Origin of the sequence: Sphingomonas sp. (assembly GCF_051962185.1) — a bacterium.
Lineage (GTDB): Bacteria > Pseudomonadota > Alphaproteobacteria > Sphingomonadales > Sphingomonadaceae > Sphingomonas.
On sequence record NZ_JBQCCN010000147.1, the window covers coordinates 1 to 24,507 of the forward strand.

Genomic DNA, 24,507 nt, shown 5'->3' on the forward strand with positions numbered 1-24,507 from the left:
TCTCGATGGTTTTCGCCTTGGCCGGCGATTCGACGATGACAAGCTGCATGGCGGTGAAAAGCGGTCCTTACGTGTACGCGCGAGGATGGAGAGTCGGAATCGGCCCCGTCAAGCGGGGGGCTTGAGGCTCCGCCAGGCGAAAAAGAAGGCGATGCCCAGGACGAGATCGACGTTCACGAACACAAAGGTGGAGGTCGGCGTGCGTCCGTTCAACCACAACAGGAAGGTCGGAAGCCAGAAACCGAGCTTGGCAATGACGCCCAGCGGCATGAACGCGCGATAGCGCAGCGGCTCGCCGCCGATCGTCCAATAGACCAGCTGCCACGCCGCTGCGGCGCCGACGAAGCCGTAATAATATTCGGGATGCGGCAGCGACGCGGCCGGCGCGGCGACCTGATGCTCGAGCAAATAGAGCGGCAGCAGGACGATCAGGCCGTAGATCGCCGCGCCACGGAACAGCCAGCTTGCCGCGCGCGGCGTCATGCGAACACCGGGCCGAGTTGCGTCTCGGCGGGCGCGGCGAGCAATTGATAGATTGCGACGCCGAAATACCAGCTCGTCACTTGCGACACGTAGATCAACGCATTGAAGACGGCGTCGAGCGCGACGATCGTCCCGCCGTTCCCCTCCGCATTGGCGACCATCGTGCCGAGCCCGTTGATCAAAAGGGCGCCAGCCACGAGGGGCAGCGCGATCAGCGCCCAGACCAACGCGATCGGCAGGATGTGATCCCGCGTCGCATCGGCGCTCCGCCGCATCGCTTCCCCCGAGCCTTCGTTCTCGGCCAACAGCGCGGGGCCGGCCATCGACCAGCGCGCGCTGAGATAGATGCCCGGGACGATCAACAACACGAAACCGAGCGCGATTCCGAGACCGGTGATGAGGCCCAATATGAAGAACGAGCCGAACCCTGCAAACCGATCCGCGGAGCGAAGCTCGTATCGATCGATCAGCCGACGGAGGAGATAATATTCGGCGACCAACGCGGCGATGCCTATCGCGAGGCCCGCCATCGGCGCCGCGATATCTGTGTAGGTCGCCCCGATCGTGAGCGCGGCGATGACGCAGAGGATCACCGCCAGGTCGCCCGACATCAGCGAGAAGGTCGTGCCGATCAGTTCATTGAACGAAGGCCTGCGATCCATCTGTCCCCCTATCGCCAGCCTGCCCCGGGAAACAGGGCCGGGCAAGCGCTGTCGAAGTCGATTCGGATCAGGTCGCGCTGACCCGCCCGCCGGCGTGCCGTTCGATCCGCCCGGCCAGTTCGAGTTCGAGCAGGATCAGGGCGACCGTCGCGGGCGCCAGGCCGGACTGGCGGATCAGTTCGTCGATCGCGACCGGCACCGGGCCGAGCAGGCCGTGAAGCTTGCGGCGATCGCCGTCGTCGGGTTCGGCCGCCGCGGTGCCGTCGAAGGGACTGACCGGCGATCGTACCATCCGCGCGTCGATCGGGCGGATCGTCTCGAGGATGTCCGTCGCCGACTGGACCAGGGTCGCGCCGTCGCGGATCAGCTGGTTGCAGCCCTGCGCGCGCGGTTCGAGCGGGCTGCCGGGTACCGCCATGACGTCACGTCCGGCTTCGGCGGCGAGTCGCGCGGTGATCAGCGATCCCGATCGCGGGGCGGCCTCGACCACGACGGTGCCGGTGGCCAGTCCGGCGATGACGCGATTGCGATGCGGGAAATTGCGCGCGAGCGGCTCGCTGCCCGGCGGTTGTTCGGCGATCAGCAGGCCCTGTTCCGCCACCTGGCGCTGCAGATCGCGATTCTCGGGCGGGAAAGCGATGTCGATGCCGCTCGCGATCACACCGATCGTGCCGGTCGCCAGCGATCCGTGATGCGCCGCGGTATCGAGCCCGCGCGCCAGGCCGGAGACGATCACCACGCCCTCTCGCCCCAGTTCGACCGCCAGCCCGCGCGCGAAGCGGCACGCCGCGGCGGAGGCATTGCGCGCGCCGACCATCGCCACGCCGGTGCGCGCGAACAGCGCGGTATCGCCCTTCACCGTCATCGCGGCGGGAGGATTGTCGAGTTCGGCGAGGAGCGGCGGATAGTCGGGATCGTCGACGAACAGATAGCGCGCGCCGAGCTTTTCGACCGTGGCGATCTCGCGCTCGACCGTGCCTGTGTCGGCGATCCGCGGCGCCTTGCCGCCACCGCGTGCGGCGAGTTCGGGCAGCGCCTCGATCGCGCGCTCGGCGCTGCCGAACCGGGCGAGCAACTGGCGATAGGTGACCGGCCCGATCGACGGCGTGCGGATCAGCCGGAGGCGTGCGACCCGTGGATCAGCCATCCTTCTTGGCGCCGATCCGCGGCTCGTTCCCCTGGATCAGCCGTTCGATATTCTCGCGATGCTTCCACAACACGATCAGCGCCAGCGCGACCAGCAGGAACACCGAATCGAAATCGCTCAGCACCGCGGCGGCGATCGGCGCGGATATGGCCGCGGCCATGCCGGCGACCGACGAGATCCGCAGCGTCGCCAGCAAACCCAGCCACACTAATGCGTAGATCAGCCCGATCGGCCCATGCAGCGCGAGCACGATGCCCATCATCGTCGCCACGCCCTTGCCGCCATTGAACTTCAGCCAGACCGGATAGCAATGGCCGATGAACGCGGCGGCGGCGGCCGGGATCTGGTGACCGTGGAACAGCCAGCCGGCGACCAGGACCGCGGCGGCGCCCTTGGCGAGGTCGAGCAGCAGGGTGGCGGCGGCCAGCCCTTTGCGCCCGGTTCTCAGCACGTTGGTCGCGCCGATATTGCCCGATCCGATCTGCCGCAGGTCGCCCGCGCCGAACGCCCGCGTCAGGATGACGCCGAACGGGATCGACCCCAGCAGGTACCCCAGCAGCACCGCACCGGCCGGTGCCGCCCACAGATATTCCGTCGCCACCTGAACGCTCCCCAATCGCCCGGATACATAATCGAGGCGTCCCCCGCGCGCCACTCATCTTGATCAGAATGGATGCATCCTCTTAAGGCGACCGAGATGGACGAGCGCCCGTTATTGTTGTTCGATTCTGGCGTGGGCGGCCTGTCGGTGCTGGCTGAGACGCGGAGGCTGCTGCCCCATGCGCCGCTCGTCTATGTCGCGGATTCGGCGGGGTTTCCCTACGGTACCAAGACCGAGACGGAGATCGCCGCGCGCGTTCCCGCTTTGCTCGGCCGGCTCGCCGAGCGATTCGACCCGCGGCTGATCGTCATCGCCTGTAACACCGCCTCGACCATCGCCCTTGGCGCGGTCCGCGCCGCGCTCGACGTGCCGATCGTCGGCACCGTGCCGGCGATCAAGCCCGCCGCCGAACTCAGCGAGACGCGAGTGATCGGCGTGCTGGGGACCGAGGCGACGGTACGCCAGCCTTATGTCGACGCGCTCGCCGCGCGTTTCGCCGGCGATTGCCGCGTGTTGCGCCACGGCTCGGCGGCGCTGGTCGAGCTTGCCGAGGCCAAACTCCAGGGCGAACCTCGGCCGATCGACGAGTATCGCGCCGCGCTTGCCGGCCTGTTCGACAGGCCCGGCGGCGATCGTATCGACGTCGTCGTCAATGCCTGCACGCATTTTCCCTTGGTGACCGAAGAGCTTGCCCAGGTGACGCCGCACCCGGTCCGCTTCGTCGACGGCGCCCCGGGCATCGCGCGCCGCGTCGCGCCTCTGACCGAGGGGCAGGCCAGGCCCGAAACGCCCCGGCCCCGCGCGGGGTTCACCCAGTTCGGCGGCGCCGAACGCCATCTCGCGCCGGCACTGCTGCGCTACGGCATCGATCACGCCGAGTCGCTTTAGGCGCGTTCAGGCGACTGGCGGCGGGGTCGCTCGCAATCTTTCGGCATAGCGCTCGGCGAGTACCTCGTGGACTCGCCGCGCGGAAAGATCGCCCGATCGTTCCGCGGCGAGTCGTTCCTGCGCCTCGCGGCGCGTCAGATAATCGGAATCGTGAACCAAGGGCTTGTTCTTGTTGGACATCGCACTGCTCCGGCATGCGCCAAGCGGGAGCTTTCCCTTTGCTCTCGGTCGCCGCGATGCTCGACCTCGATCCGACGGCGATGCTCTTCTATAGCATGCCAATGCGACAGCGGCGTTGACTCAAGGCAATTTCGCGCATGCAGTTTTTGCACGCGTTACCAATGGAAAATCCGCCGAAGCGCGGCTAAGGGCATGCTTCATGAGCGATTCCACCGCGCGGCCCGTCGACTATTCGCGGGTGTTCACCCAGGCGATCGACCGGCTGCATGCCGAGGGACGGTATCGCGTCTTCATCGACATATTGCGCAACAAGGGGATGTTCCCGAATGCGCGGTGCTTCGCCGGGCACAACGGCCCGATGCCGATCACCGTATGGTGTTCGAACGACTATCTCGCGATGGGCCAGCATCCCAAGGTGATCGCGGCGATGGAGGAAGCGCTGCACGATGTCGGCGCGGGCTCGGGCGGCACGCGCAACATCGCCGGCAACACGCATTACCATATCGACCTCGAGGGCGAGCTGGCCGATCTCCACGGCAAGGAAGGCGCTTTGCTGTTCACCAGCGGCTATGTCTCGAACGAGGCGACCCTGGCGACGCTCGGCAAGATCCTGCCCGGCTGCATCATTTTCTCGGACGAATTGAATCATGCTTCGATGATCGCGGGCATCCGCAATTCGGGCTGCGAGAAGCGCGTGTTCCGCCACAACGACCTCGCGCATCTCGAGCAATTGCTCGCGGCCGAGGATCCGTCGGTGCCCAAATTGATCGCGTTCGAGAGCGTCTATTCGATGGAGGGCGACATCGCCCCGATCGGCGCGATCTGCGACCTGGCCGACAAGTACAATGCGCTGACCTATCTCGACGAGGTCCATGCCGTCGGCATGTACGGCCCGCGCGGCGGCGGCATTTCGGAACGCGACGGGGTCGCCGATCGTATCACGATCATCGAGGGCACGCTGGGCAAGGCGTTCGGGGTGATGGGCGGCTATGTCGCCGCCGACCAGACGATCATCGACGTGATCCGCAGCTACGCGCCGGGGTTCATCTTCACGACCTCGCTGTCGCCGGTGCTGGTCGCGGGCGTGCTGGCGAGCGTGCGGCATCTCAAGGCCTCGACCGTCGAGCGCGACGGCCAGCAGGCGGCGGCGCGCCGGCTCAAGGCGATGATGACCGACGCCGGGCTGCCGGTGTTGCCGGGCGACACGCATATCGTGCCGCTGATGGTCGGCGATCCGGTCAAGGCGAAAAGGATCAGCGACATCCTGCTGTCCGAATACGGCGTCTATGTTCAGCCGATCAATTACCCCACCGTGCCGCGCGGCACCGAGCGGCTGCGCTTCACGCCGGGGCCGACACATGACGAGGCGATGATGCGCGACCTGACCGACGCGCTGGTCGAGATCTGGGGCCGGCTGGAACTGGAATTGCGCAAGGCGGCGTAAGGCTGGCCCTGCCTAATAGCCGTCATCCCCGCGAAAGCGGGGACCCATCTCCTACAGTAGCAACATCGACAGCCGGCTAATTTGCCTGCGGGCCGCGCCGCGCGCCATTCCAGCCGTCCGTACTCGTAGCCCGTTCTGGAGATCGGTCCCCGCATTCGCGGGGATGACGAGGAGGCCGTCTTCTCCCACTGTCATGCCGGCATCCGCCGAGCCGCAAGTCATGAGGCTTGTGGCGCGGCAGACCCCGGCACAAGGCCGGGGTGACGGCGCAGCGGGGTCGAGCGGAGCAGACTCGAGCCGAGCGCGGGAGGGCAGCTTTAGGGCTTCCCCCCGATCTCGCTGACCGACCCGGCGAATTCCTCGAAATCCTTCGCCTCGGTGAAATCCTTGTAGACGCTCGCGAAGCGGATGTAGGCGACGGAGTCGAGGCCCTTCAGCCCCTCCATCACCATCTGACCGATCTGCTGCGCGCGGATTTCGGGATCGCCGGCGGTTTCCAGCTGGCGCTGGATGCCCGACACCAGTTTCTCGACGCGCACCGGGTCGATCGGCCGCTTGCGCGTCGCCACCGAAATCGAGCGCATCAGCTTCTCGCGATCGAACGGCTCGCGGCGATCGTCGCTCTTGAGCACCACCAATTCGCGCAGCTGGATGCGCTCGAACGTCGTGAAGCGCGCCGCGCAGCCTTCGCATTGCCGCCGCCTGCGGATCGCGGCGCCATCCTCGGTCGGACGCGAGTCCTTTACCTGGCTGTCCTCATGTCCGCAGAAGGGGCAACGCATCGTTTATTTGGCGAACCGGTTGTAGGCCATGATCCCGGCGCCGATGACCGCACCGGTCACCATCGAGATCGGCAGCACGATCGCCGCGACCGCGCCGACCGCGGCAGCGCCGGCGATCTTCTGCGCGTCCTCGTTCTTCATCAGGTCGCGGGCGGTCTTCTCCGCCTCGGCCGCGCTGTTCATGACGAACGCCTTGGCTTCCTCATAGGTGGTCGAGCCGTCGCCGGTCGCCACGCCGCATGCCGGGCAGAATTTCGCGCCCTCGGGCAGCGCCGCGTCGCAATGCGCGCACATCCGCTTCAGATTGTCCTCACTCATGACTTACGCCTCCGGATAAATCGGGAAACGGTGACATAGCGTATTAACACGCTCACGCACAGCCATTTCGACTTGAGCATCGCCCTGCTCGCCATTCTTGGCGAGTCCGTCGAGCACGTCGGCGACCATATGCCCGATCTCGCGGAACTCGGCAGGGCCGAATCCGCGCGTGGTGCCGGCGGGCGAGCCGACGCGGATGCCGCTGGTCTTGACCGGAGGCAGCGGGTCGTTGGGAATGCCGTTCTTGGTGCAGGTGATGGCGGCACGCTCGAGCGCTTCGTCGGCGTCCTTGCCGGTGACGCCGAGCGGGCTCAGATCGATCAAGGCGAGGTGGGTATCGGTGCCGCCCGAGACCACGGCGCAGCCGCGCTCCTTGAGCGTCGCGGCCAGCACCTTGGCATTTTCGATCACGGCAGCCGCATAGAGCTTGAAATCAGGCCGCAGCGCCTCGCCGAACGCGACCGCCTTGGCGGCGATGACGTGCATCAGCGGGCCGCCCTGAAGCCCCGGGAACACCGCCGAATTGATCTTCTTGGCGATCGCCTCGTCATTGGTGAAGACCGCGCCGCCGCGCGGGCCGCGCAACGTCTTGTGCGTCGTGGTGGTGACGACATGGGCGTGGCCGAACGGCGTCGGGTGGACGCCGCCCGCGACCAGGCCGGCGAAATGCGCCATGTCGACCATGAACAACGCTCCGACCTCATCGGCGATCGCGCGGAAGCGGGCGAAGTCGATGTGACGCGGATAGGCCGAGCCGCCGGTGATGATCAGCTTGGGCTGATGCTCCTTCGCGAGGCGCTCGACCTGGTCGTAATCGATCAAATGCGTGTCGGGAGTGACGCCATATTGCACCGCGTTGAACCACTTGCCCGACATCGCCGCCCGTGCGCCGTGCGTCAGGTGCCCGCCCGAATCGAGGCTCAGGCCCATGATCGTGTCGCCCGGCTTGGTCAGCGCGAGCATCACCGCGCCATTGGCCTGCGCGCCCGAATGCGGCTGGACGTTGGCGAACTCGCAGCCGAAGAGCTGCTTTGCGCGGTCGATCGCCAGCTGCTCGACCTCGTCCGACGGGTGGCAGCCCTGGTAATAACGCTTGCCCGGATAGCCCTCGGCATATTTGTTGGTGAACACCGATCCCTGCGCCTCGAGCACCGCCTTGGAAACGATATTCTCCGACGCGATCAACTCGATCTGATTCTGTTCGCGGGCGAGTTCGTGGCGCACGCCGGCGAACACCGCCGGATCGGCCTCGGCCAGGCCGCGCGTGAAATAGCCGTCGGGCTGAACGTCACTGATGGCGGTGGGATTGCTGCTCATCGGTCAGGCTTTCATTGGGAGCCCGAGCTTGTCGACCCGGTGCTGGTGGCGGCCCCCGGCAAAGGGGGAGGAAAGGAAAGCGTCGAGACAGGCGATGGCCATCGCCTCGCCGGTCAGCCGCGCGCCCATCGCGAGGACGTTGGCGTCGTTATGCTCGCGCGCCAGTGCCGCGGACAGTGGTTCGGAAACCAGCGCGCAGCGGACCCGGGGATGGCGGTTGACCGCGATCGAGATGCCGATGCCCGATCCGCACAGCGCGACGCCGCGCTCGGCCGCGCCCGAGGCCACCGCCTCGGCCAGCTTGTAGCCGGAATCGGGATAGTCGACGCTCGTCGCGTCGTGGGGACCGAGATCGTCGACCTCATGCCCCGCCGCACGCAACCATTCCGCCAGAATCGCCTTGAGCGCGAGGGCGGCGTGATCGGACGCGATGGCGATGCGCATGAACTGGGCGCAGGTCCTTTGAGCTGTCGTGTGCGGACGCCCTTACCGGCCTCGCGCGCGTTACGCCACCCCGACTTTGGCTTTTATCTCGCGGCCGGGTCGCGGGCTCGAGAAGCGCCGCCCCGAGCCGGTCGCCACCGGGCGGCGACGCTCGCCCGGCTCGCCTCGTCGCGCGTCGGGCGATGGTCATCGAAACGTCACCGGATTGGCCTAGCGCGCGGAATAGCGGCGCGGTACAGCCGCGCATCCCTGGGACAATTCGCATGGCCACAGCCCTCGCCTCGCAAAAGAATCGCGCCGTCCAGGACGCGGTCCACCGCCACGACCACCTGACCAAGCAAGGCATTCTCGAACGCGCCTTCACTTTCGCGTTCCGCGGCCTGGTCTATGCCCAGATCTGGGAAGATCCGGCGGTCGACATGGAAGCGCTGGCGATCGAGCCCGACAACCACGTCGTGACGATCGCCTCGGGCGGGTGCAACGCGCTGAGTTATCTGACCGCCAATCCGCGCCGGATCACCGCTGTCGACCTCAACACCGCGCATATCGCGCTCAACAAGCTGAAGCTCGCCGCGGCGCGGCATCTGCCCGATTACGACGCCTTCCACCGCTTCTTCGCCGAGGCGAACACCAAGGCGAACATCGCGGCGTACAAGACCTATATCCGCCCGCATCTCGACGAGCCGACGCGGCATTATTGGGAAAGCCGCGACCTGATCGGCCGCCGGCGGATCGGCGGGTTCGCCAAGGGACTCTACAAGCGCGGATTGCTCGGCGGCTTCATCGGCGCGGCGCATGTGCTGGCACGGCTTCATGGGGTCGATCCAAAGGCATTGCTCAAGGCCAGGACGATCGAGGAACAGCGCGAGATTTTCGATCGCGAATATGCGCCCTTCTTCGACAAGGCGTTCGTGCGCTGGCTGACCGACCAGCCGGCGTCGCTGTTCGGGCTCGGCATCCCGCCGGCGCAATATGAGGCGCTGGCCGGCGACGCCAAGATGGCGACCGTGCTGCGCGAGCGGCTCGAAAAGCTCGCTTGCGATTTCGATCTCAAGGACAATTATTTCGCCTGGCAGGCATTCGGGCGCGGCTATGGCGAAGGTCCGGAAGCGCCGTTGCCGCCCTATCTCCAGGCCGATAATTACGCCGACGTGGTCGACCGGCTCGACCGGATGGAGATCCTCCATTCGAATTATGCCGAGTTCCTCCGGCGTCAGCCCGACGCGTCGCTCGACCGCTACATCCTGCTCGATGCGCAGGACTGGATGACCGACGAGCAATTGACCGATCTCTGGACCGAGATCACGCGGACCGCGCGGCCGGGATCGCGGGTGCTGTTCCGCACCGCGGGCGAGCCGACGATCCTGCCGGGGCGCGTGTCCGACGCGATACTCCGCCGCTGGACCTATCGCGCCGAGCAATCGCTCGATTACACGCGCCGCGACCGTTCCTCGATCTATGGCGGCGTCCATCTCTACGTTCTGGGGGACGCCGCCTGAACGCGCCGCACGCGGCGCACATGGATGCGATCTATCGCAGCCAGCGCCATTTCTACGATCTGACCCGCAAATATTATCTGCTGGGGCGCGACGCCTTGATCGAGGGGCTCTCGCCGCCGGCCGGCGGGCACGTGCTCGAAGCGGGCTGCGGCACCGGGCGCAACTTGATCGTCGCCGCGCGGCGCTGGCCCGATGCTTGGTATTACGGTGTCGATATTTCCGAAGCGATGCTCCAGACGGCGCGCGCCAATGTCGCCAAGGCGGGATTGAGCGACCGCATCAAGGTCGCGCAGGGTGATGCCACCGCGTTCGACGCGTTGGCGATGTTCGGCCGCGCCGAGTTCGACCGCGTGTTCCAATCCTATACCTTGTCGATGATCCCCGACTGGCAAGGCGCGATCCGCGAGGCGGCGGCCAAGCTCGCGCCGGGCGGCCGGCTCGATATCGTCGATTTCGGCCAGCAGGAGCGGCTGCCGCGCTGGTTCCGCGCGATGCTGTTCGCCTGGCTCGCCAAGTTCGACGTCAGCCCGCGCGCCGACCTGTTCGAGGTGGTGGACAAGGTCGGGCTGAAGGCGCAACACCGCGCGCTCTATCGTGGCTATGCCTGGAGCGCGCGCCTCTCCCGTGACTGATACCGACCTTCGTCAACCCGTCATCGTCCTCGTCCGCCCGCAGCTTGGGGAGAATATCGGCAAGGCGGCGCGCGCCATGCTCAATTTCGGGCTGACCGAGATGCGGCTGGTGGCGCCGCGCGACGGCTGGCCCAATCCGCAGGCGGGGCCCGCGGCATCGGGCGCCGATGTCGTGCTCGAACGCGCCCGGGTGTTCGACAGCGTCGCAGATGCGGTCGCCGATTGTCCCCATGTCTATGCGACCACCGTCCGCAAACGCGGCATCACCAAGCCGGTACTGACGCCCGAAGCGGCCTCGCGCGAAATTCACGAGCAGGCCGGGCGCTCGGCGATCCTGTTCGGCCCCGAGCGCTCGGGGCTCGAAACAGACGACGTCGCGATCGCCCGATCGATCGTCACCGTGCCGATCAACCCGGAGTTCGGCAGCCTCAACCTCGCCCAGGCGGTGATCCTCGTCGCCTATGAATGGTCGAAGGGGGTCGCGCTCGCGCAGCCGACCGATACGGATCTGCCGGACCGGGCGCCGCAGGAGGAACTCGACGGCATGATCGGCCAGCTCGACCAGATGCTCGATGCGGCGGGTTTTTACTTTCCGCCCGACCGCGTGCCGGCGACCAAGCGCACGTTGCGGACCTTGCTGACGAAGCCCGGCTGGTCGAGCCAAGAAGTTCGCACGTTGCGCGGCGTGCTTTCCGCACTTTCCAATCCGCGTCAGCGTTCCTGACTTTTTCACTTTGATGCGGACGCCGAAACCGATACAGGTCGGCCATCCCGAATCTTTGGAGTTACTGATGCGTTTCAAGATGATGGCGTGCGTCGTCGCGATCACTGTCGCGATTCCCGCGATGGCTCAGGAGACCACGACGAGCGACTCGGCGCCGAAACCGGTCAAGGAAAAGAAGATTTGCCGCCGCGAGGCCCAGACCGGGTCGATCCTGGGCAGCCCTGCCGTTTGCCATACCAAGGCCGAATGGGAAAAGATCGACGCGCGCAATTCGGCCAATGCCGACAATGCGCTGTCGAACTCGCGCAACACCCAGAATGGCGGCATCAACCGCTAATCGCGGTCGGACGTCATAGCTTGACTCGGGCGGGCGTCTCTGCGAGAGGCGCCGCCTTCGCAAGCGGCCCCGCATTTCCGGTGAAGCGGTGGCCCTGCAGATCCCAGCGATCATGTGCAGAGCGATGACCGGAAGATAGCGCCGCCTTCGGGCGGCGTCGTTGTTGGCAATTGCAAAGGAATATCCGATGTCGAAGCGCACCAGCGCCAAGCACAAGCTCGATCGCCGCATGGGCGAGAACATCTGGGGCCGTCCCAAGTCCCCGGTGAACAAGCGCGAATACGGCCCCGGCCAGCACGGCCAGCGCCGCAAGGGCAAGATGTCGGACTTCGGCATCCAGCTGCGCGCCAAGCAGAAGCTCAAGGGCTATTACGGCGACGTCACCGAGAAGCAGTTCAAGCAATGCTATCAGGAGGCCGCCCGGATGAAGGGCGACACCTCGCAGAACCTGATCGGCCTGCTCGAGCAGCGTCTCGACATGATCGTCTACCGCGCCAAGTTCGCGCCGACCATCTTCGCCGCGCGCCAGCTGGTCAGCCACGGCCACATCCGCGTCAACGGCGTGAAGTGCAACGTCGCGTCGCGCCGCTGCTTCGTCGGCGACGAGATCACGCTGGGCACCAAGGCCAAGGAAATGGCGCTGGTGATGGAAGCGCAGCAACTCGCCGAGCGCGACATTCCCGATTACGTCTCGCCGGACGGCAATGCCAAGGTGACCTTCACCCGCGTGCCGACCCTCGACGAGGTGCCGTACCCGGTGAAGATGGAACCGAACCTGGTCGTCGAATTCTATTCGCGCTGATGACGCGGATCGGCGCGAGCCGGTCCCGACAGGCAAGGAAAGAGGGCGGTCCCCGGTGGGGCCGCCCTTTCTCTTTTGGTCCTCTCTCCAGCGGCGGCGATCCACTCTACTGACCGCCTCGCCGCCGGCGCATCGGCGAGCAAACGGCGCAGCGGCTGGCGCCGCGCCGTTCGCCGTCACATCCCCATCGAGGCCCGAAGGAAGGCGTCGGCGCGGCCGAGCAGCGTCGCGCGCGCGGTGTCGTCGTCGAGCTGGTGGTCGAGGCCCTTGAACTCGACCAGTTCGACCTTGTCGCCCGCGCTCTTGAGCTTGTCCTCCATCAACCGCGATTCGGCGATGCCGACGTTGGTGTCGCGGTCGCCATGGAACAGGAGCACCGGCGCCTTGATCCGCTCGGCGTTCTTGGCCGGCGAGCCTTCATTGACCCAGGGACCGTGGCCGATCATCGCGTCGACCTGGGGGAAGTCGTAGCTGTTGCGCGCCTCTTCCCGGATCGCATCGAGATCGGTGACCGGCGCGACGGCGACGACCGCCTTGAACAGATCGGGGTCGAGCACCGAGGATTGCAGCGCCGCATAACCGCCATAGGACCAGCCGACGATCGCCAGTTTCTTCGGGTCGGCGATGCCGGACTTGATCAGCCAGCGACCGGCGTCGTTGACGTCGCCGATCGAGGTGCGCCAAGATTGGAAGCCGTTCTTCAGGAACCAGGCGTCGCCATAGCCGGTCGATCCGCGATACTCGGGCTGGATGACGGCATAACCGCGCGCGGCGAAATATTGCGCCAGCCAATCGAATCCCCATTCGTCGCGCGAGGCGGGGCCGCCATGCGGCATGACGATCGCGGGCAGGCTCTTGCCGTCGCTGCCAGCGGGGAGCGTCAGATAGGCCGGGACGGTCGTGCCGTCGGCGGCCTGGTAAGTGATCGACTTGACCGTCGCGAGCTTCACTTGCGCCAGATCGGGCCGGACGGGTGAAATGATCGCGAGCGAGTGCGTCTTCTTGTCGAACAGGTAGAAGCGCCCCGGATCGACGTCGCTGCCCGCGAACAGGACCAGCTTGCTTTCGTCGGCACTGGCGTCGACGAAGGAGATCGCGCGGCCGGGCAGGACCTTGGCCAGGCTGGCTTGCAGCGTCTTCAGTTCGGGATCGAAGAAGATCGTCTGGCGCTTGTCGGTGACGAAACTGGCTCCGACGACCCGATTTTGCCGCCCGATGCCAATCAGGCCGTCGATGTCGACATCGGGGCGCGCCACGATCAATTTCTTGGTCAGGCTCCCGTCCAGCGCCACGCTGTACAGCGCCGTATGGCCGTTCTGGTTCTCGAGGCCGTAAACCAGATTCTGGGTACGATCGATCGCCACGGGCTCGAACCCGTTCAGCCGGTCACCCCCCTCGATGGTCGCGGTGCTCAACGGCTTCCAGCTGCGATCGCCCTGCAGGCGATAGGAATAGATCAGGCGATTGCCGCCATAACCGACGCTGGTGTCGGGGCGGATCGCCATGATCCGGACATTGCCCTCACCGTCGCTGATATAGCCGGCCGCGCCGTCCTTCGGGGGTTCGACCGACTTGCGCGCCGCGGTATTGGTGTCGACCAGCTCGACGCCGAGACCCTGGCGCGTGTTCGACACGAGCGTGCCCGTGCTCATTTCCGGCACGTAATAGCGGGTCAGCAGAGCGGAGCCGTTGCCGTTCGCGCCCCAATCGATCAGCTCGCCGCCATAGCCCAGGAACCCGAGGGCCTCGCCCGTCGCCTTGGCGCTCAATTCCTTGATGCCCGAGCCGTCGGCATTGATCGCGACGATGCGGTTGTATCGTATGATCGACTTGCCGCTGCCGTTGCGTAGCGCGATCTGGCAGATCAGCCGCGTATCGGTCGACCAATGGCAGCCGGCGAGCTGATCGCCGTCGCCGGTCGATGCCAGAATCGCCTTCATCGATCCGTTCTTGGCGATGTCGCCGACGATCAGCGCCAGCCCCCGATGCTTGGCGGGCACCAGCATCGCGATCTTGGTCCCGTCGGGCGACAGGCTGACTTGCTGAATATATTCGCGTGCGCCGAACGCCGCGGCGAGGTCCGCGGGTGGATTGGCCGGCGTATCTTGCGCGACCGCAGCCTGTCCTGCCAGCGCCGCCAGCCCCAGCGCCGCCGCCAACCCGATTTTTCGCATATATATCCCCCAACTCCCTGATCCCGCGAAGTTTAACGAAGACGTGCTGGCCGGCAAGAGAGCGGAGCGAAACGACCAGAGAATTCGCGCCGTTGTGGATTGAATGATCGGATGGGTCCGATGGCCCTGACGGCAGACGCTTGCGTGCCCAGCGGCGCGCTGCCAGACAGCGACCTTTCCACGCGAAAGACCATCGATGCGCCGTCTCATCCTTTCCCTCGCCGCTTTCGCCGCCGCGCCGGCGCTCGCGCAATCGAGCGCGCCCGCGATCTCGGTCGACACGCTCAAGGACGTGACGAAAACGCTGTCTTCCGACGCGTTCGAAGGCCGCGCGCCGACCACCCCGGCCGAGGACAGGACGGTCGGCTACATCGTCGAGCGGATGAAGGCGGCGGGGCTCAAGCCCGGCAACAACGGCAGCTGGTTCCAGGATGTGCCGATGGTCCAGATGACCGCGGAGAACATCACGCCGATGACCTTCACCGGCGGCAAGGCGCCGGTCAGCCTCGCCTATCGTACCGACATGGTGGTTTCGACCTATCGCGTCGTGCCCAGGGTCGACGTCCGCAATTCCGACGTCGTGTTCGTCGGCTATGGCATCAACGCTCCCGAAAAGGGCTGGAACGATTATGCCGGCGTCGACGTCAAGGGAAAAACCGTCATCGTGCTGGTCAACGATCCCGACTGGCAGACGCCCGGACTGAACGGTTTGTTCGACGGCAAGGCGATGACCTATTACGGCCGCTGGACCTACAAATATGAGGAGGCGGCGCGCCAGGGGGCGGCCGCGGTGATCATCGTCCACGACACCGACCCCGCCGCTTACGGCTGGGGCGTGGTCGAATCGAGCTGGTCGGGATCGCAGCTGGAACTCGACGAGAAGGGCGATCATCTCGACCAGAGCCAGGCGATCGGCTGGATGCAATTGGCCAAGGCGAAACAAGTGTTCGCCAGTGCCGGCAAGGATTTCGACCGGCTATCCGCCGCCGCCAAGGTCAAGGGCTTCAAGGCCGTCCCGCTCGGGGTCAAATTCTCGGTCGGCTTCACCAACGCGATCCGCCGCCAGGCGTCCAAGAACGTCGTCGGCATCCTGCCCGGCACCGAACGCCCCGACGAGACGGTGATCTATTCGGCGCATTGGGATCATCTCGGCCATTGCGCGCCGGTCAAGGGCGACGGCATCTGCAACGGCGCGCTCGACAATGCCTCGGGCTCGGCCGGGCTGATCGCGCTGGCGGAAGCGCAGGCCAAGGCCGGGCCGGCGAAAAGGACGATGGTCTTCCTGTCGGTCACCGCCGAGGAATCGGGGCTGCTCGGCTCGAAATATTATGCCGAACATCCCATCTTCCCGCTCGCCAGGACGGTGGGAGGGGTGAACATGGACGGGCTGAACGTCGTCGGCCCGACCCGCGACGTGGTGGTCACCGGCTACGGCAAATCGGAGCTCGACGATCTGATGAAACCGCTGATCGAGGCGCAGGGTCGAGTGATGAAGCCCGAGCCCAATCCGGAACGCGGCGGCTATTATCGCTCGGACCATTTCAGCTTCGCCAAACTGGGCGTGCCGATGTTCGACGGCGGGTCGGGCGAGGACCAGGTCGATGGCGGCGTCGCCAAGGGGCACGCCGCGACGCTCGATTATATCGAGAATCGCTACCACAAGCCGCAGGACGAATATGATCCCAATTGGAACTGGGCGGGCGCGGTGCAGGATCTGACGCTTTATTATCAGCTCGGGCGCGAGCTCGCCGACGGCAATGCGTGGCCCAAGTGGTACAAGACCGCCGAATTCCGCACGATCCGCGATCGGTCGCGCGCCGGGGTATCCGCCGGCAAATGACCAAGCTCGCGCCTCCCAAGCCCGAATGGGCGCCGCACAAGGCGGTCTGGATCGGTTTCCCGAGCCATCCCGAATTGTGGGAGCTCGACCTCGAGCCGGCGCGCGACGAGGTCGCCGCCTTCGCCCGGGCGGTCCATGCCGACGGCAAGGGCGAGCAGGTGCTGCTGGTCGCCGCCGATGACGAGGCGGCCGAAGCCGCGCGCCGCCGCGCCGGCGATTTCGCCCGGGTCGTGGTCCAGCCGTTCGGTGACATCTGGTTGCGCGACACCGGCCCGATCATCCGCGGCGACGGCGTCGCCGCCGATTTCGGTTTCAACGGCTGGGGCGGGAAATACGACCTGCCGGGCGACGACGATATCGGCGCGCGATTGGCCGAGGCGCGCGGCAAGACGGTCGAGACCTTCAACTGGATCCTCGAGGGCGGCGCGATCGACGGCGACGGCCAGGGCCTGGTGGTGACCACCGAGCAATGCCTGCTCAATCGCAACCGCAACGGGTCGATGTCGCGCGGCGAGATCGAGGAATTGCTGCGCCGCGACCTCGGTTTCGGCGAGGTGCTGTGGCTCGGCGACGGGCTGCTCAACGACCATACCGACGGCCATGTCGACAATCTCGCGCGGTTCGTCGGCAAGCGCCGGCTGGCGATCCCCGAAGCCAGCGAGAACGATCCCAATTGGCAGGTCTATCAACGCGCGACGACACGCGCGCAGCAGCATGGCGATATAGAGGTCGTCGCGATCCCCTCGCCCGGCCGCGTGCTGCGCGACGACGAGATCGTGCCCGCGAGCTACATGAACTTCTATATCGGCAATGCCAGCGTGGTGGTGCCGCTCTACGGGACCGAGAACGATCAGGCGGCGGTCGAGGCGATCGGCGCGCTATTCCCTGGCCGCAAGACGGTCGGGCTGCGCGCCGACCATATCCTGACCGGTGGCGGCAGCTTCCATTGCATCTCGCAGCAAATCCCGGTGTGACCGGGCCGGTACGGGCGTATCGGCGCCGGTAACAGGCCGAGATATCGACAATTTTCTCCAATTGGCGCCAAAATCGATCCAACTGACGCTTGACGCGCCGTCGGCCTCGCGGGCAGCTTGCCGGCAATCAAGGAGGGGGTCGTCATGTCAGATTTCCATACGCCCGGCGCGCAGCCGCCGGGTAGCGTGCCGCCGAAAAAGAAGATGTCCGGATGCGTCCTGGCGATTCTCATCGTCGTCGGATTGTTCATCTTGTTCACGATCCTCGGCGCGATCGGCGCGCTGAGCGGCGTTGGCGGGACGTCGGGGAACGTTGCGGCGCCGGCGGCCACCGGGACGGCAGCCGCCGATGCGACCGCCGGCGCGGCGAACGACGGCTCCTCATGGACCTATACGACCGACAAGGACGAGGTCCGCAACGCGACCAACAGCTTCGCGTCGATCACCAGCGACAACAAGGTCGATTTCGACTTCCCGTATAATGGCGGGTCGTCGCTGCAGATGACGGTTCGCCACGATCATCGCGGCGACAATGTCTATTTCACGATCTCCAAGGGCCAGTTCGTCTGCGGCATCGAATCGTGCAGCGGTGAGATGAACGTCGACGGGGCGACCCGGCGCCTGTCGTTGAGCACCTCGTCCGACGGCAGTTACGACACGCTGTTCGCCAATGGCGAAGCGGGGATCATCAAGGCACTGAAAACGGGCAAGAAGATCATCGTCGAATTGCCCTTCTATCAATCGGGCAACCAGCAATTCACCTTCACCACCGCGAAGGGACTGACCTGGCCGCCGGCCAAGGCGGACCAGGCGGCGAAATAGTCGCGACGGCGCTCCGGACTCCGGGGCGCCGAAGCGCCGACGCTAAAGCGGAGCGTCTGATTTTCGAATCACGCGCTCCGTTCCAATTTGGTAGCCATCGCGTCGCATTCTGCGCGAAACCGGAAACCCACTTTCGCGCGCGGCTTCACTGCAACGTGACGCGATCCTCGCCGTCGTGGCGGCCGAAGAATTGCATCAGCTGCACGGTCAGTTCGGCGCGGGCGGCGAGATCCGGCGCCTCGAGCAAGGCCTGCTTCGCCGCCGAATCGAACGGCGCGATCTGGGCGATGCCGTTGACCAGCGCCTCGTCGTCCAGCCGCGCGACCGAATCCCAATCGACCGCATAGCCTTGCGCGTCGGCGAAGCGCCGCGATTCGGTTTCGAGCGCGGCGCGATGGCCGAGCGACAGCGTCTCCGATTCGGCAGGCAACGGCAGCAATTCGGCCTCGACCTGGCGGAACGGCGTCGTGACGTCGAGCTCGCGCGCGACGCGGAACAGCGCCTGGCCTTCGAGCACGATATTGTAGCGGCCGTCGTCGAGCGCCTCGACCTCGGCGATGCGGCCGACGCAACCCAGGTCGAACAGCGGCGGGCGCTCGCCCTCGCCGCGCGGCTGGATCATGCCGATGCGGCGGTCGCGCGCCATCGCGTCGGACACCATCGCGCGGTAGCGCGGCTCGAAAATGTGCAGCGGCAGATGCATTCGCGGGAACAGCAAGGCGCCCGCCAGCGGAAAGATCGAGAGCCGCGTCGTCGTCACGTGAACAAGATCGCCGACAGGCGGCGGCGCTGTGCCGAGACCCAGGGGTCCTCCAGCCCGACCACTTCGAGCAGCTTCAGGAATTGCGCGCGTGCGGCGCCCTCGTTCCACTCCCGATCCTTGGCGACGATCGCCAGCAGCGACTCGGCCGCAGCGTCGCGTTCGCCGGCCGCCATCTGCGCATTGGCGAGATCGAATCGCGCCTGCAAATCGTCGGGATCGGCCTCGGCCGCGGCCACCAGCGGCGCCAGATCCTCGGCGGGCGGCGCCGAGCGCGCGAGATCGAGCGCGGCGCGCGCGCGATCGATCTCGGGGCCCTTGGCATCCTCGGGCAAGGCGGCGAGCGCCGCATCGGCCTCGTCAAGTCGGCCCAGCGCGACCAAGGCGCGGGCGCGGCCAGAGGCGACCTCCGCATGGTCGGGCGCGATCTCGGCGATCTGGTCGAAGATCGACAGCGCGCGTTCGGCATCGCCCTCGCTCAGCACTTGTTCGCCCATCGCGATCAGCGGCTCGAGCTCGGCCTCCTGTTGCTGCTCGGCGCTGTCGACGGGCAATTGGCGAAGCAATTGGTCGAGCGTTGCCTTGAGCTGCGATTCCGTGCGCGCGCTGGTCAGGTCGGCGACCAATTGGCCCTGGAACATCGCATAGACGGTTGGAATCGAGCGAATCTGGAATTGCGCGGCGATGAACTGGTTCTTGTCGGTATCGACCTTGGCCAGCACCACGCCCTTGTCGGCATAATCGGCAGCGACCTTTTCCAACACCGGGGCGAGCGCCTTGCACGGCCCGCACCATTCGGCCCAGAAATCGATGATCACCAGCTTGCTCATCGACGGTTCGACGACGTCACGGCGGAACCCCTCGACGGCTTCCTTCTGCTCCGGGGTCATTCCAAGCGTGGCCAAGTCTCTTCTCCGTCAGCGGCAAAGGTCCTTATGTGGGCGCTGCGCCCGCGAAGCCAAGGCTTTTTGCGGATGGCGCGACAAGGGGTTGCGGACCCGCGGGAGCGCTGCTAATGGCCCCGCTCCTTACCCGCCCGTGACACCACGGGCCGGCGCCAGAGCGGGCGTAGCTCAGGGGTAGAGCACAACCTTGCCAAGGTTGGGGTCGAGGGTTCGAATCCCTTCGCCCGCTCCAGTTCTTGCCGCGAAATAGCGGCGCTGTTTCGCGACGGAGCAAGAAGTCGGCCGGCGCCGCTCGCGGCGACCGACGGCACGGCTTCGCGGTGCCGGAACCCCCGCTCTTTGCTGGTGCTTCCCCTTCGCCCTTCGCCCTATGCGGACTCCGGATCCTCCGCCCGCCATGCGGGCGAACTTCCCGCGAACCATCTTTCCGCAGTCACAAAAAAAGCCGCCGAAGATCTTCGGCGGCTTCTTTCGATCGGCGCTGTCGCCGCGTCAGGCCGAGATATACTCGACCTTGCCGTTGCCGCGCAGATGATTGCCGAAGGTCGCGCGCAAGCGCGCCAGATCGGCGAGGTGCGCGTCGCGCCCCGCGAGCGCCGCCGCCCCGCCATAGGTCGCCGGCATGTCGGGCACGATCGCCAGCTTGCCGGCGCGGGCATAGCGGTGCGCCAGCGTGCAGATGCCGGCATCCAGCCCCCCTTCGCCATGCAGCAGAACGACGACGTCCAGGCCGGTTCCACCCTTGGGCGCGACGAAATAGCCGTCGATGATCCGGCCGCCCCTGAACGCGTAGCGGCCCTTGAAGACGCTGAGATCGCCGTCGCCGCCGAGCGCGGCATGCGCCGCAGGGGTCAGTCCCGGGGCGACTGCGCCCGCCGCCGCCGCCAATGCCATTCGGCCCATCGCTCCGCGGCGACTGATGGAATTCCGGGAAGTGCCCATGTCGATTTCCCCTAACAAACTATTACCGTCAGCCTAAGCCGCCGTTGGCCTCAATACAACCAGTATGAACGATTGAGCCGTGTCGTTTTCGAGCAATAACCGGACGCGCGAGGATAGTAAGGCGACGGGCGACAGGCCAACCGAACAGGAAAATTGGCGAGCGTTATAGGTCGGCGCTGATCGCGGGGTGAGAAAAAATCCATCTCGATCAGCTTGTTGGGAGACTCGGCTGTGGATCGGCGGGTATTGTGCGCGGCACGGCCGAAAAAATCCCGCGGATTCTTGCCGACGGAAAGTCGAGAGCGGCAGCGGCAAGTCGATCGCCTTTTCGACCGCCGACATTGTCCGCAAAGGGACTACCCATCTCGCGAGAAGTGCAATAAATCGCGGCACAGGGCCGGGGGCGGGATCCGGTAGCGGATGGATAGGCCGATTTCTCGTCGAGCCCTGGCTGCGCGACCGGGACGCGGCGGCACGTCGATCGCATCGATACGGCCCCATCGCGGGTCGGGTTCGCGCCGCGCAGGCGCTCGAATGAGGAGGGGAAAATCATGATGAGATTGAAGCGTTCGATATTGTTCGTCATCGCCGCGGCGATGGGGGCGATGCTATGGAGCGCGCCGGCCGCGGCGCAGGCTACCCGGACGTGGATTTCGGGGGTCGGCGACGACGTCAATCCCTGCAGCCGCACGGCGCCCTGCAAGACCTTCGCCGGCGCGATTTCCAAGACCGCCGCGGGCGGCGAGATCAACTGCCTCGATCCCGGCGGGTTCGGCGCCGTCACCATCACCAAGTCGATTTCGCTGATCTGCGACAATACCCAGGCCGGGATCGTCGTCGCGGGCAGCAGCGCGATCGTCATCAACTCGACGACCGCCTATGTCGTGATCAGCGGGCTCGATCTCGAGGGGCTCGGCAATGCGCCGACCACGGCCGGTATCAACGGCGTCTACGTCATAAACGCGGCGGCGGTACACGTACGCAACACCAAGATTCGCGGCTTCCGGAACGGCTATGGAATCAATTTCTCGCCGCAGAGCGGCAATAGCCAGCTGTTCGTCGACAATGTCACGCTGACGGAGAATGGCGGCAGCGGCTCGCCGACGACCACCGGCGGCATCACCATCAACCCTGCGGCAGGCTTCACCGGCAATGCGACGATCACCAACACCCAGGTGGTCGACAATATGAACGTCGGCATCCGCGTCGACACCACCGGCATCGTCGGTTCGGCGATCAACGCGACCATCGACAACGTCACGCTGTCGAACGACAGCGCCGGTATCCTGGTCAAGGCGCCGAATGGAACCGGCACGGTGAAGTTCCTGCTCACCGATTCGCGGGTGACGCTCAACGCCAATCAGGGGATCATCGTCAACGGCACGCCGACCTCGGTCAATGCGCGCGTCGGCGGGACGTCGATCACGGGCAACGGTACCGGCCTGATGATCCTCAACACCGCGCAGCTCTACAGCTACGGCGACAATCGTCTCGACGGCAATGGCGTCGACGGCGCCTTCACCGGGACGATCCCGCGGCACTGATCCGTCAACACCAAGTGCTTCAAAACAAGGGGTTCCGGCCGGCAATGGCCGGACCCCTTTTTACTTCAGCCTTACCCGAATTGAGAGTTCGAAACCGGCGTCAAGCCTTGGATCGGCACGGTCGAAGACTTGAAAAGGAGGACTATCTCTCCCTCCAAAACTGCAATAGACTGTTAATCATCTGGCGCGCGCGAGAGTCGGCGCATTGAAGATTGGGGGAGAGGATGTCTCACATTAGCAAACGGTTGATGCTGCTGATCGGTGCGCTGTTCGCGGCTTCGTTGCTCTACAGCTCGCCCGCCGCGGCGCAGGCGACCCGTACCTGGATTTCAGGCGTCGGCGACGATGCCAATCCATGCAGCCGCACCGCGCCGTGCAAGACCTTCGCCGGCGCCATTTCCAAGACGGCCACGGGCGGTGAGATCGATTGTCTCGATCCGGGTGGCTTCGGCACGGTGACGATCACGAAGTCGATCACGTTCGACTGTCGTGAAACCGAAGGAAGCATCCTGGCTTCCGGCACGACCGGCATCAATGTCAACGGCGCGAATGCCGTGGTGATCCTGCGCGGATTGGCGATCAACGGCGCCGGCACGACCCCCGGGACTTATGGTGTGCACATCTTTCAAGCGCAGAGCGTGACCATCGAGGATTCCTATATCTTCGGGTTCGGTTCGGGCAGCGCGCGCGGCATCAGCGTCGACGGCACGACATCGAACGTCCAGCTTTTCGTCAACAACAGCACGATCAACAACAATACCGGTGGCGGCATCGTCGTTCAGCCCGGTTCGGGATACACTGCGGGTCTCGAGCTGCATAACGTCCGGTTGCTGAACAACGGCGTGACCGGCCTGGCCGTTTCGACCGCCAGCGGCGGTACCGCGATCGTGGCGACGGTCGTCGACAGCGAGATCGCGGGCGGCGGCACCGCTGGCGCGAGCGGCGTCGTGGCAAAGGCGCTGACCGGCACCGCGACCATCCTCATCAAGTCGTCGTCGATCTCGGGCAACCCGATCTATGGCATCAATTCGAACGGTGCCGGCGCGGCGGTTCGGGTGGGCGGCACGGCGATCACCAACAACGGCACCGCACTCAACAGCGCGAACAGCGCCAAGCTGGAGAGCTTCGGCGACAATGACGTGACCGCCAACAGCAATCCGGGCGCATTCACCGCGACGATCCCGCACAGCTGATCGTCGCACGGATCGGGGAAAAGGGGCTCGGCCGGAGACGGCCGGGCCTTTTTTCTGGAGCGGATAGCCGGACCGCTCGGGAGCGATCGCTCCAGTCCTGGCTTGGCGCGACTTCCTCGCTGGCGGGCGCCTCCCCGCTCCGACATCGCTTCAGCGTGCCAGCACGACCTCGGCGACGTGGCGGCGGCCGCCGGTGCGCGCGAGCTGGACGAACACGTCGACCGTGCTGCGGACATAATGATGGACATCGTCGCGGCCCAGCCGGGTGCCGGTCTGCAGCACCAGCAGGGCGATCTGCTCGATCGCGCGCTCGGCGCTGTCGGCATGGACCGTGGTCATCGATCCGGGATGGCCGGTATTGACCGCGCGCAGGAAGGTATAGGCCTCCGGACCGCGCAACTCGCCGACGATGATGCGATCGGGCCGCATGCGCAGCGATGCGGCGAGCAGGCTGTCGGCGGTGACTTGTGCCTCGCCCAGGGCGCTGCGCGCGGCGAGCAGCCCGACCGCATTGGCATGGCCGAGATGGAGCTCGGGCGTATCCTCGATCAGGATCAGCCGCTCGTGCGGCGGGATTTCGCGAATCAGCGCGTTGAGAAACGTGGTCTTGCCGGTCGAGGTGCCGCCCGACACCAGGATGTTCTTGCGCGCCGTCACCGCCTTGGCGAGCATTCCCGCGATGTCGCCGCTATCGAGCAGGCGTGACAATTCGATATCGACCGGCGAGCGTTCACCGACATCGCCGCGCCTGGTCTCGGCGAACGACCCAGCCGCGACATAATCGCCGAGACTGAGGTCCGAGGAGATATGCTTGCGGATCGCCAGCGCGAGGTCGCCGCGCGTCGCTGGCGGCGCCACGACCTGGACGCGCGCGCCGTCGGGCAGCGTCGCCGAGAGCAGGGGATGTTCGCGGCTGATCCCTTGATGCGACAGCGCCGCGATCTGGCGCGACAGCCGGTCGAGCGTAGCGCGGTCGAGCGCCGGCGCTTCGTGCCGCTCGGTGGCGCCGCCCAGCGTCTCGACCCAGATCTCGCCCGGCCGGTTGACATAGATGTCGGTGACGTCGTCGCGCGCCAGCACCCCGCCCAGCGGC

Annotated in this window: 26 protein-coding genes and 1 tRNA gene; 13 read left to right on the forward strand and 14 right to left on the reverse strand. The window is 66.0% G+C overall.

Annotated features, from left to right (window positions below; translation table 11 throughout):
* Positions 1-108 precede the first annotated feature (108 nt).
* The 4 genes from ACTHJR_RS09130 to plsY form a co-directional block, all read right to left on the reverse strand.
* Positions 109-483, reverse strand: coding sequence for a hypothetical protein (locus ACTHJR_RS09130; RefSeq protein WP_440522834.1), 375 nt, complete (start codon positions 481-483; stop codon positions 109-111).
* Positions 480-1,145, reverse strand: coding sequence for a hypothetical protein (locus tag ACTHJR_RS09135; RefSeq protein ID WP_440522835.1), 666 nt, complete (start codon positions 1,143-1,145; stop codon positions 480-482). Before ACTHJR_RS09135 ends, ACTHJR_RS09130 begins: the two co-directional genes overlap by 4 nt.
* Before the next feature lie 67 nt (positions 1,146-1,212).
* The gene (gene dprA, locus ACTHJR_RS09140; RefSeq protein WP_440522836.1) at positions 1,213-2,292 is read right to left on the reverse strand and encodes a DNA-processing protein DprA; all 1,080 of its coding nucleotides are present in this window, start codon (positions 2,290-2,292) and stop codon (positions 1,213-1,215) included.
* The gene (plsY, locus tag ACTHJR_RS09145) at positions 2,285-2,893 is read right to left on the reverse strand and encodes a glycerol-3-phosphate 1-O-acyltransferase PlsY (RefSeq protein ID WP_440522837.1); all 609 of its coding nucleotides are present in this window, start codon (positions 2,891-2,893) and stop codon (positions 2,285-2,287) included. The genes dprA and plsY overlap by 8 nt, the downstream gene beginning before the upstream one ends.
* A gap of 72 nt (positions 2,894-2,965) precedes the next feature.
* Between plsY and murI the strand changes: the two genes are divergently transcribed.
* Positions 2,966-3,781: a glutamate racemase gene (gene murI / locus ACTHJR_RS09150; protein ID WP_440522838.1), complete on the forward strand. Its 816-nt coding sequence runs from the start codon at positions 2,966-2,968 to the stop codon at positions 3,779-3,781.
* Between the two features lie 6 nt (positions 3,782-3,787).
* Here murI and ACTHJR_RS09155 read toward each other — a convergent pair whose 3' ends face one another.
* Positions 3,788-3,961 carry a hypothetical protein gene (locus ACTHJR_RS09155; protein ID WP_440522839.1) on the reverse strand — a complete coding sequence of 58 codons (174 nt, stop codon included), beginning with the start codon at positions 3,959-3,961 and terminating at the stop codon, positions 3,788-3,790.
* A 199-nt stretch (positions 3,962-4,160) separates the two neighbouring features.
* Here ACTHJR_RS09155 and hemA point away from each other — a divergent pair, with 199 nt between their 5' ends.
* On the forward strand, positions 4,161-5,405 hold the full coding sequence (gene hemA / locus ACTHJR_RS09160; RefSeq protein ID WP_440522840.1) for a 5-aminolevulinate synthase: 1,245 nt from the start codon (positions 4,161-4,163) through the stop codon (positions 5,403-5,405).
* 317 nt (positions 5,406-5,722) lie between these two features.
* Here hemA and nrdR read toward each other — a convergent pair whose 3' ends face one another.
* The 4 genes from nrdR to rpiB are packed head-to-tail and all read right to left on the reverse strand — an operon-like array spanning position 5,723 to position 8,266.
* Positions 5,723-6,187 carry a transcriptional regulator NrdR gene (gene nrdR, locus ACTHJR_RS09165; protein WP_440522841.1) on the reverse strand — a complete coding sequence of 155 codons (465 nt, stop codon included), beginning with the start codon at positions 6,185-6,187 and terminating at the stop codon, positions 5,723-5,725.
* Positions 6,188-6,190: 3 nt separating this feature from the next.
* Positions 6,191-6,505: a zinc-ribbon domain-containing protein gene (locus ACTHJR_RS09170; RefSeq protein ID WP_440522843.1), complete on the reverse strand. Its 315-nt coding sequence runs from the start codon at positions 6,503-6,505 to the stop codon at positions 6,191-6,193.
* A gap of 3 nt (positions 6,506-6,508) precedes the next feature.
* Entirely contained in the window at positions 6,509-7,822 is a 1,314-nt protein-coding gene (gene glyA / locus ACTHJR_RS09175; protein WP_440522844.1) for a serine hydroxymethyltransferase, read from the reverse strand.
* Between the two features lie 3 nt (positions 7,823-7,825).
* A complete protein-coding gene (gene rpiB / locus ACTHJR_RS09180; RefSeq protein WP_440522845.1) occupies positions 7,826-8,266 on the reverse strand; it encodes a ribose 5-phosphate isomerase B in 441 nt (146 codons plus the stop codon).
* Between the two features lie 263 nt (positions 8,267-8,529).
* Between rpiB and ACTHJR_RS09185 the strand changes: the two genes are divergently transcribed.
* The 5 genes from ACTHJR_RS09185 (at position 8,530) to rpsD (ending at position 12,260) form a co-directional block, all read left to right on the forward strand.
* Complete coding sequence (locus ACTHJR_RS09185) at positions 8,530-9,765, forward strand: DUF3419 family protein (RefSeq protein ID WP_440522846.1); 1,236 nt, start codon at positions 8,530-8,532, stop codon at positions 9,763-9,765.
* A gap of 20 nt (positions 9,766-9,785) precedes the next feature.
* Positions 9,786-10,397 (forward strand): class I SAM-dependent methyltransferase, encoded by a 612-nt coding sequence (locus ACTHJR_RS09190; RefSeq protein ID WP_440522847.1) that lies wholly within the window; start codon positions 9,786-9,788, stop codon positions 10,395-10,397.
* Positions 10,390-11,121 (forward strand): RNA methyltransferase, encoded by a 732-nt coding sequence (locus tag ACTHJR_RS09195; RefSeq protein WP_440522848.1) that lies wholly within the window; start codon positions 10,390-10,392, stop codon positions 11,119-11,121. The genes ACTHJR_RS09190 and ACTHJR_RS09195 overlap by 8 nt, the downstream gene beginning before the upstream one ends.
* A gap of 67 nt (positions 11,122-11,188) precedes the next feature.
* Positions 11,189-11,458, forward strand: a complete 270-nt coding sequence (locus ACTHJR_RS09200; protein WP_440522849.1) for a hypothetical protein — start codon at positions 11,189-11,191, stop codon at positions 11,456-11,458.
* A gap of 187 nt (positions 11,459-11,645) precedes the next feature.
* Complete coding sequence (gene rpsD, locus ACTHJR_RS09205; RefSeq protein WP_440522850.1) at positions 11,646-12,260, forward strand: 30S ribosomal protein S4; 615 nt, start codon at positions 11,646-11,648, stop codon at positions 12,258-12,260.
* Positions 12,261-12,436: 176 nt separating this feature from the next.
* Here the strand turns inward: rpsD and ACTHJR_RS09210 are convergent, their stop codons facing one another.
* On the reverse strand, positions 12,437-14,434 hold the full coding sequence (locus tag ACTHJR_RS09210) for an alpha/beta hydrolase family protein (protein ID WP_440522851.1): 1,998 nt from the start codon (positions 14,432-14,434) through the stop codon (positions 12,437-12,439).
* A gap of 196 nt (positions 14,435-14,630) precedes the next feature.
* Here ACTHJR_RS09210 and ACTHJR_RS09215 point away from each other — a divergent pair, with 196 nt between their 5' ends.
* From ACTHJR_RS09215 to ACTHJR_RS09225, 3 genes are all read left to right on the forward strand, one after another.
* Positions 14,631-16,274: a M28 family metallopeptidase gene (locus ACTHJR_RS09215; protein ID WP_440522852.1), complete on the forward strand. Its 1,644-nt coding sequence runs from the start codon at positions 14,631-14,633 to the stop codon at positions 16,272-16,274.
* The gene (locus ACTHJR_RS09220) at positions 16,271-17,248 is read left to right on the forward strand and encodes an agmatine deiminase family protein (protein WP_440522853.1); all 978 of its coding nucleotides are present in this window, start codon (positions 16,271-16,273) and stop codon (positions 17,246-17,248) included. Before ACTHJR_RS09215 ends, ACTHJR_RS09220 begins: the two co-directional genes overlap by 4 nt.
* Positions 17,249-17,392: 144 nt before the next feature.
* Positions 17,393-18,070, forward strand: a complete 678-nt coding sequence (locus tag ACTHJR_RS09225; RefSeq protein WP_440522854.1) for a hypothetical protein — start codon at positions 17,393-17,395, stop codon at positions 18,068-18,070.
* A gap of 145 nt (positions 18,071-18,215) precedes the next feature.
* Here ACTHJR_RS09225 and ACTHJR_RS09230 read toward each other — a convergent pair whose 3' ends face one another.
* Together ACTHJR_RS09230 and ACTHJR_RS09235 are read right to left on the reverse strand one after the other, a co-directional pair.
* Entirely contained in the window at positions 18,216-18,830 is a 615-nt protein-coding gene (locus ACTHJR_RS09230; protein WP_440522855.1) for an LON peptidase substrate-binding domain-containing protein, read from the reverse strand.
* Positions 18,827-19,720, reverse strand: coding sequence for a tetratricopeptide repeat protein (locus tag ACTHJR_RS09235; protein WP_440522856.1), 894 nt, complete (start codon positions 19,718-19,720; stop codon positions 18,827-18,829). The genes ACTHJR_RS09230 and ACTHJR_RS09235 overlap by 4 nt, the downstream gene beginning before the upstream one ends.
* 172 nt (positions 19,721-19,892) lie before the next feature.
* On the opposite strand from ACTHJR_RS09235, the gene ACTHJR_RS09240 reads away from it, so the two are divergent.
* Positions 19,893-19,967: transfer RNA gene (locus tag ACTHJR_RS09240), tRNA-Gly, on the forward strand.
* A gap of 260 nt (positions 19,968-20,227) precedes the next feature.
* Here ACTHJR_RS09240 and ACTHJR_RS09245 read toward each other — a convergent pair.
* Positions 20,228-20,629, reverse strand: coding sequence for a hypothetical protein (locus tag ACTHJR_RS09245; protein ID WP_440522857.1), 402 nt, complete (start codon positions 20,627-20,629; stop codon positions 20,228-20,230).
* A gap of 599 nt (positions 20,630-21,228) precedes the next feature.
* Here ACTHJR_RS09245 and ACTHJR_RS09250 point away from each other — a divergent pair.
* Entirely contained in the window at positions 21,229-22,221 is a 993-nt protein-coding gene (locus tag ACTHJR_RS09250; RefSeq protein WP_440522858.1) for a hypothetical protein, read from the forward strand.
* Positions 22,222-22,469: 248 nt separating this feature from the next.
* On the forward strand, positions 22,470-23,414 hold the full coding sequence (locus ACTHJR_RS09255; RefSeq protein WP_440522860.1) for a hypothetical protein: 945 nt from the start codon (positions 22,470-22,472) through the stop codon (positions 23,412-23,414).
* A 150-nt stretch (positions 23,415-23,564) separates the two neighbouring features.
* Here ACTHJR_RS09255 and virB11 read toward each other — a convergent pair whose 3' ends face one another.
* Complete coding sequence (gene virB11 / locus ACTHJR_RS09260; RefSeq protein ID WP_440522861.1) at positions 23,565-24,494, reverse strand: P-type DNA transfer ATPase VirB11; 930 nt, start codon at positions 24,492-24,494, stop codon at positions 23,565-23,567.
* Positions 24,495-24,507: the final 13 nt, after the last annotated feature.

Coding starts and splice junctions, on each gene's coding strand:
- ACTHJR_RS09130 (WP_440522834.1), bottom strand. CDS start 483: ATGACGCCGCGCGCGGCAAGCTGGCTGTTCCGTGGCGCGGCGATCTAC.
- ACTHJR_RS09135 (WP_440522835.1), bottom strand. CDS start 1,145: ATGGATCGCAGGCCTTCGTTCAATGAACTGATCGGCACGACCTTCTCG.
- dprA (WP_440522836.1), bottom strand. CDS start 2,292: ATGGCTGATCCACGGGTCGCACGCCTCCGGCTGATCCGCACGCCGTCG.
- murI (WP_440522838.1), top strand. CDS start 2,966: ATGCATCCTCTTAAGGCGACCGAGATGGACGAGCGCCCGTTATTGTTG.
- ACTHJR_RS09155 (WP_440522839.1), bottom strand. CDS start 3,961: ATGTCCAACAAGAACAAGCCCTTGGTTCACGATTCCGATTATCTGACG.
- hemA (WP_440522840.1), top strand. CDS start 4,161: ATGAGCGATTCCACCGCGCGGCCCGTCGACTATTCGCGGGTGTTCACC.
- nrdR (WP_440522841.1), bottom strand. CDS start 6,187: ATGCGTTGCCCCTTCTGCGGACATGAGGACAGCCAGGTAAAGGACTCG.
- ACTHJR_RS09170 (WP_440522843.1), bottom strand. CDS start 6,505: ATGAGTGAGGACAATCTGAAGCGGATGTGCGCGCATTGCGACGCGGCG.
- glyA (WP_440522844.1), bottom strand. CDS start 7,822: ATGAGCAGCAATCCCACCGCCATCAGTGACGTTCAGCCCGACGGCTAT.
- rpiB (WP_440522845.1), bottom strand. CDS start 8,266: ATGCGCATCGCCATCGCGTCCGATCACGCCGCCCTCGCGCTCAAGGCG.
- ACTHJR_RS09185 (WP_440522846.1), top strand. CDS start 8,530: ATGGCCACAGCCCTCGCCTCGCAAAAGAATCGCGCCGTCCAGGACGCG.
- ACTHJR_RS09190 (WP_440522847.1), top strand. CDS start 9,786: ATGGATGCGATCTATCGCAGCCAGCGCCATTTCTACGATCTGACCCGC.
- ACTHJR_RS09200 (WP_440522849.1), top strand. CDS start 11,189: ATGCGTTTCAAGATGATGGCGTGCGTCGTCGCGATCACTGTCGCGATT.
- rpsD (WP_440522850.1), top strand. CDS start 11,646: ATGTCGAAGCGCACCAGCGCCAAGCACAAGCTCGATCGCCGCATGGGC.
- ACTHJR_RS09210 (WP_440522851.1), bottom strand. CDS start 14,434: ATGCGAAAAATCGGGTTGGCGGCGGCGCTGGGGCTGGCGGCGCTGGCA.
- ACTHJR_RS09215 (WP_440522852.1), top strand. CDS start 14,631: ATGCGCCGTCTCATCCTTTCCCTCGCCGCTTTCGCCGCCGCGCCGGCG.
- ACTHJR_RS09220 (WP_440522853.1), top strand. CDS start 16,271: ATGACCAAGCTCGCGCCTCCCAAGCCCGAATGGGCGCCGCACAAGGCG.
- ACTHJR_RS09225 (WP_440522854.1), top strand. CDS start 17,393: ATGTCAGATTTCCATACGCCCGGCGCGCAGCCGCCGGGTAGCGTGCCG.
- ACTHJR_RS09235 (WP_440522856.1), bottom strand. CDS start 19,720: ATGACCCCGGAGCAGAAGGAAGCCGTCGAGGGGTTCCGCCGTGACGTC.
- ACTHJR_RS09245 (WP_440522857.1), bottom strand. CDS start 20,629: ATGGCATTGGCGGCGGCGGCGGGCGCAGTCGCCCCGGGACTGACCCCT.
- ACTHJR_RS09250 (WP_440522858.1), top strand. CDS start 21,229: ATGATGAGATTGAAGCGTTCGATATTGTTCGTCATCGCCGCGGCGATG.
- ACTHJR_RS09255 (WP_440522860.1), top strand. CDS start 22,470: ATGCTGCTGATCGGTGCGCTGTTCGCGGCTTCGTTGCTCTACAGCTCG.